Below are 412 nucleotides of genomic sequence, written 5' to 3'. Positions count from 1 at the left end.
AATGATTTTTTTCAAAAACTAATCAATCCTTTCTCCCTCTTCACTCCACGCCCCTACCCTAGCTATTCAAAACAATACAAACTTGCTCTAGCAAAGAAAAAAGAACTTATAACTAAAACAAGTATAGCTTCTACAACTTACAATTTTATAGATGAAGAATATTTAAAAAACATACAAGATTTAAAAGAACAAGAAAAAATCATTGAACAAGAAGAACAAAAATATCAATTTGATTTAAAACTTTATAAAGAAGATAATAGAATAAAAAATGAAATTTTTAATTCTTTATTTAAATCTTTAAATGAAAAGCTAAGCTTTCAATTAAAACAAGAAAAAAATACTTTTTTAAATTCCAATCAAGGCTTAAGTATTATTGCTAATAAACAATACCTACTAAAGACTTTAAACTTGC

1 protein-coding gene is annotated in these 412 nt (G+C 23.8%); it reads left to right on the top strand.

From position 1 onward, the window contains the following. Positions 1-412 (top strand): hypothetical protein (locus CAMP5082_RS08310; RefSeq protein ID WP_337206441.1); only part of this gene is annotated, 412 nt, incomplete at both ends.

Source organism: Campylobacter sp. LMG 17559, from assembly GCF_024723605.1.
Classification (GTDB): domain Bacteria; phylum Campylobacterota; class Campylobacteria; order Campylobacterales; family Campylobacteraceae; genus Campylobacter_D.
The sequence above is the reverse complement of the archived record's forward strand: the minus strand, read 5'-3'. Positions and strand labels throughout refer to the sequence as shown.